This window comes from Bacillota bacterium (genome assembly GCA_040754675.1).
Classification (GTDB): domain Bacteria; phylum Bacillota; class Limnochordia; order Limnochordales; family Geochordaceae; genus Geochorda.
This window is the reverse complement of sequence record JBFMCJ010000354.1, coordinates 1-4,368: the sequence shown is the minus strand read 5'-3', so window position 1 is coordinate 4,368 and position 4,368 is coordinate 1. Positions and strand designations below refer to the sequence as shown.

Annotated in this window: 3 protein-coding genes; all 3 read right to left on the bottom strand. The window is 70.2% G+C overall.

Going from position 1 to position 4,368, the window contains the following annotated elements; genetic code table 11:
* Positions 1–87 precede the first annotated feature (87 nt).
* On the bottom strand, positions 88–1,401 hold the full coding sequence (locus AB1609_16660) for a DUF4097 family beta strand repeat-containing protein (protein ID MEW6048079.1): 1,314 nt from the start codon (positions 1,399–1,401) through the stop codon (positions 88–90).
* Positions 1,402–1,435: 34 nt separating this feature from the next.
* Positions 1,436–1,912, bottom strand: a complete 477-nt coding sequence (locus AB1609_16655; GenBank protein MEW6048078.1) for a DUF2089 domain-containing protein — start codon at positions 1,910–1,912, stop codon at positions 1,436–1,438.
* Positions 1,913–2,337: 425 nt separating this feature from the next.
* Positions 2,338–4,368: excinuclease ABC subunit UvrC (gene uvrC / locus AB1609_16650; GenBank protein MEW6048077.1), on the bottom strand; the 2,031-nt coding region annotated here is incomplete at its 5' end.

Genomic DNA, 4,368 nt, shown 5'->3' with positions numbered 1-4,368 from the left:
GGTCGGTCGGTCCGGCAGGCCCTCGGGGACCGGCTAACCCAGGCCCTCGGGGGACCGACTGACGTTCGGTCGGTCCACCACACCCCCTCAATCCGCGGTGACAACAGCGGACCCGTGACGCGTCGATGCCTGAACCTGCAGCGTCCGTGCCGCCCGGTCGAAGTCCGGGCTGCGGTACACGACCCGCTGCCTACCCATCTGCGCCGTCTGGGAGACGAGCGCCGTGCCCGGCACCTCGATGCGCGCCGTGCCCCACCCCGTCTCGGCTTCAAGACCCAGGCCGAGGTCGCCGCGCGTTGCTGCGTCCCGCACCTCCGGCGGCAGTACCACCCGGACGCTGCCGTTCACCGTCCGCGCCGAGACCCGCTGGTGGGCGGGAGCGCGTTCGAACTTGGCCGAGGGCCGCAGGGTGACCGAACCGTTCACGCTGGACACCTTCAGTTCGGCGGCGGTGGCCGAGCCCGTAATGCTCCCGTTCACCGAGTCGCCCGCAACCAGCTCGGCGAGGACCCCGTCGAGCAGCACGGATCCGTTCACGCCGTGGGCCGTAACCCGGTGGGCCGCCAGGTCGGCGAGGTCGAGCCGGCCGTTGACGGAGCGCGCTTCCACGGAGCCGCCCCGCAGGCCCCGCACCGACACGTTGCCGTTGGACGTCGACGCCCGAAGCTCAAGCGCCACGTCGGCGGGGACGGTGAGCTCCAGGTGGACGGCATGGGGGCCCCAGAACTGCCACTCGGGCACCTCGGTGCGTACGGTCAGGCGGGTGGGGCCGTGTTCCACGCTGACGAGCTTCAGGCCCAGCGACTCGGCTTCTTCGCGCGTGCGGGCGCGGATGCGGCGATCCACCTTGAGCCGCCAGGTGCGGGGGCCTGTCTCGCCGGGCGGCGCTGCCGCGACCCGGATGTGGCCGTTGCGGGTGCGAAGTTCGACGTCCGGGTTGAGGCCCTCGGCAAAGGTGCCCGACAGTTCCTCGGTAAAGGCATGCTCGGGGAAGGCGGCCCGGCCCAGGGTGCCGAAAGCCTGCCCGACGCGCTCGGCCAGCGTCTGGCCGAGCTGCTCGAGGCGCTCGCCCATGTCGCTGAGGCGGCCCTCCAGCCCCGCACTCTCGACAGCCCTGGAGACCCGCTCGCTCAGTTCGTCGGCCAGCTCACCCATGCGGCCGGCCACGGACTCGGCCCACCGCCATAAGTCGCCCCCCCGCTCGGGCGCCTCGTGGCGGGATTCCGCTCGGGCCCCCGCCGCAGCCTCGGGCACCTCGGCCGTGGGGGCCTGCAGCGCCTTGAGGAGTTCGACGGCCTGCTCGGGGGTGATCCTGCCGGCCTCGAGCATCCGCAGGATCAGGCGGCGTTCCTCGGCAGCGTCGCCGCTACCGCCAGCCGGCGTCGCAACGTTCTCATCCATTTGGCTCGAAGCCTCCTCCCTGAAACCGCCAGGGCTATTCTCTCCGGGCTGAGCCGTGGCCCCGCAGCCGCTCAACGGCCTGCTCGGGGCTGATCTCGCCCCGCTCCAGCGCCTCCAGTATCGCCCTGCGCTCCGCAGCCGGTACGGGGCCGCCCGGTACCGGGCGGGAGCCGGGAGCGGTGGAGGCCGTTGCACCTGCGGTGGCCTCCCGTTCGGCCATGTCGGGTACCCCCCGGTCAAGGCGGTGCCCCAGCGCCTCGATGATTGACTCGAGGCGCGCCCGGATGGCCGGGTACGACAGGCCCAGCATGCGCTCCATCTCGCGAAGGTTGCCCCGGGCGACGATGAAAAGCTCGGCGAACTGCCGCTGCTCCGACGTTAGCGCACAGAAGGAGCAGAGCTCGAAGCGGCCCTCCAGTGCCGTTCCGCACCGGGGGCAGCGCAGGCGTGCCACCTCGAGCCGAGAACGGCAGACCGGGCAGTTGCCCAGCACGGGCACTTGTTCGGCCATCCGGCCAGCACCACCTCAAAAAACCAGCCCCGGAACCCGCCTCGGCGCGGCGGCCTGCGGCGGGGGACATGAGTTCCACTGGCGCCCACCCCTCTTCCGGGTCGGGCGCCGCCGGCGGCATCCCGTCTGCCACCTATAAAGTTAAGGGTGTATATTAAGGATGTCAATATATCCCCTTAACGTTTTTGATCGCAGGCGGTCTTTGGATTGGGAGTGACGAGGGTCTTGCGGCGAATGCCGTCGAGGTTTTGCTGTGGCCTTGCGGACATCCTGGCTCCGTGAATCAGCTTCCCCCACTGTCACGGCCGTAACCTTGCGCCAGCGCGACCATCCCTCCGGACCGACTGACGGTCAGTCGGTCCCGGACACCCACTCTCGGGCAGGGATACCGGGCCTCACCGGCGGTCGGTGGGGTTGTCTCGGGATCAGGCGGTTTCACCGGCCGCGTGCACGCCCTGGTGGATGCGTTCGGCCACCGAGCGCGGCAGGCCGGGCACCGCCAGGAGTTCCTCGAGCGTGGCCTCCCGCACGCGCTTGAGCGACCCGAAGTGTTCGATGAGCTGCTTCTTGCGCTTGGGGCCCACGCCCGGGATGTCGTCGAGGGCCGAGTGCACGGCGCGCTTCTCCCGCAGCTGCCGGTGGTAGCCCACGGCGAAGCGGTGCGCTTCGTCCCGCACCTGCTGCAGCAGGTGCAGCGCGTACGAATCGCGGGAAAGCTCGATGGGGTCGGGCTCGTCTTCCACGAAGATCTGCTCCAGGCGCTTGGCAAGCCCGATGGCCGGGATCTCCTCGTCGAGGCCCAGTTCCCGCAGCGCCTCGCGGGCGGCGTTGAGCTGGCCCTTGCCGCCGTCGATGAGCAGGAGATCGGGCAGGTGCGCAAAGCGCGCCTCCGCCTCGGCCTTCTTCAGGCGAGCTTCGAGTTCGGCGGCGCCATCCGGGCGGGCGTCGAGGCGCTTGCGAAGCGCCTCCAGTTCCTCTCGCTCCTTGAGCCCCCGGGCGAAGCGGCGGCGCACCGCCTCCTTCATCATGGCGAAGTCGTTGGGGCCGCCCGTCAGGCGGATCCTGAACCGCCGGTAGTCGGCCTTCTTGGGTTCGCCGTCTTCCATGACCACCATGGAGGCGACCGCGTCGGCGCCCTGGATGTTGGAGACGTCGAAGGCCTCGATGCGGCGCGGCAGGCGGTCGAGCCCCAGCACGTCCCGCAGCACGGCCAGGCCCCGCTCCTTTTCGGCGGCGCGGCGGTCGCTCTGGCTGCGCAGCTCCTGCAGGACGAGGGCGGCATTCTCCGCGGCCATCTCCACCAGGCGCCGCCGGTCGCCCCGCCTGGGGACCACCAGTCGCACCCGGCCGCCCCGCCGCTCGGAGAGCCACTGCTCCACGAGGGCGGCGTCCTCCACCGGGTGCTGCAGCGTCACCGAGGGCGGCACGGAGGGCGTCTTGTCGTAGAACTGCTGCACGAACGAGGTCATCACCTCGGTCTGCGAGGTGTGCTCCGAGGTCTCCAACAGGAAGTGGTCGCGGCCGATGAGCTTGCCGGCGCGCACGTAGAACACCTGCGCGCACACCGTATCGGCGAAGCGAGCGAACGCGACGACGTCCTGGTCCTCCTCGCCGGCCGCCACCACTTTCTGGTGTTCTACGACCTTCTCGAGGGCCCGAACCTGGTCGCGCAGGCGGGCTGCCTGTTCGAACTCGAGGCGTTCGGCGGCCTGCTGCATCCGGGCCTGGAGCGGCGGGATGAGCTGCTCCTGCCGGCCTTCCAGGAACAGGCAGACCTGCTCGATCATCTGGCGGTACTCCTGGACGGTGGTGCGGGCCGCACACGGCCCCAGGCAGCGGCCGATGTAGTACTGCAGGCAGAGCCGGTACTGGCGGGTGCCGTCCAGGTTGAGGTCGCACGTGCGGATGGGGAAGAGCTTGCGCAAAAACCGCAGGGTCTCCCGCAGCGCCGTGGAGTTGGTGTAGGGGCCGAAGTAGCGGGCGCCGTCGTTCTTGATGCGGCGCACCACCAGCACCCGCGGGAACGGCTCGTTCACCGTCACCTTGAGGTACGGGTAGGCCTTGTCGTCCCGCAGCTTGACGTTGTACCAGGGGCGGTAGCGCTTGATGAGGTTGGATTCCAGCACCAGCGCCTCGATCTCCGAGGCCGTCACGATGTACTCGAAGTCGGCGATGTCGGCCACCAGGGCGTCGATGCGGGGGTTGGTGACGCGCCCGGTCTGGAAGTAGGAGCGGACGCGGCTTCGAAGCGACGAGGCCTTGCCCACGTAGATGACCTCGCCCGAAGCGTTTTTCATGAGGTAGACGCCGGGGCGGGCGGGAAGCTGCGCCAGCTTCTCGTCGAGGGTAACGGGCGCGCCAGCGCCCCGCAGCTCGGCGGGCTGCGTCCCGGCCGGAGGCGCCCCGGCCGGCAACGCCTCGGTCTCTTTGCGGCTGTGACTGGTCAGCTTCGTCAG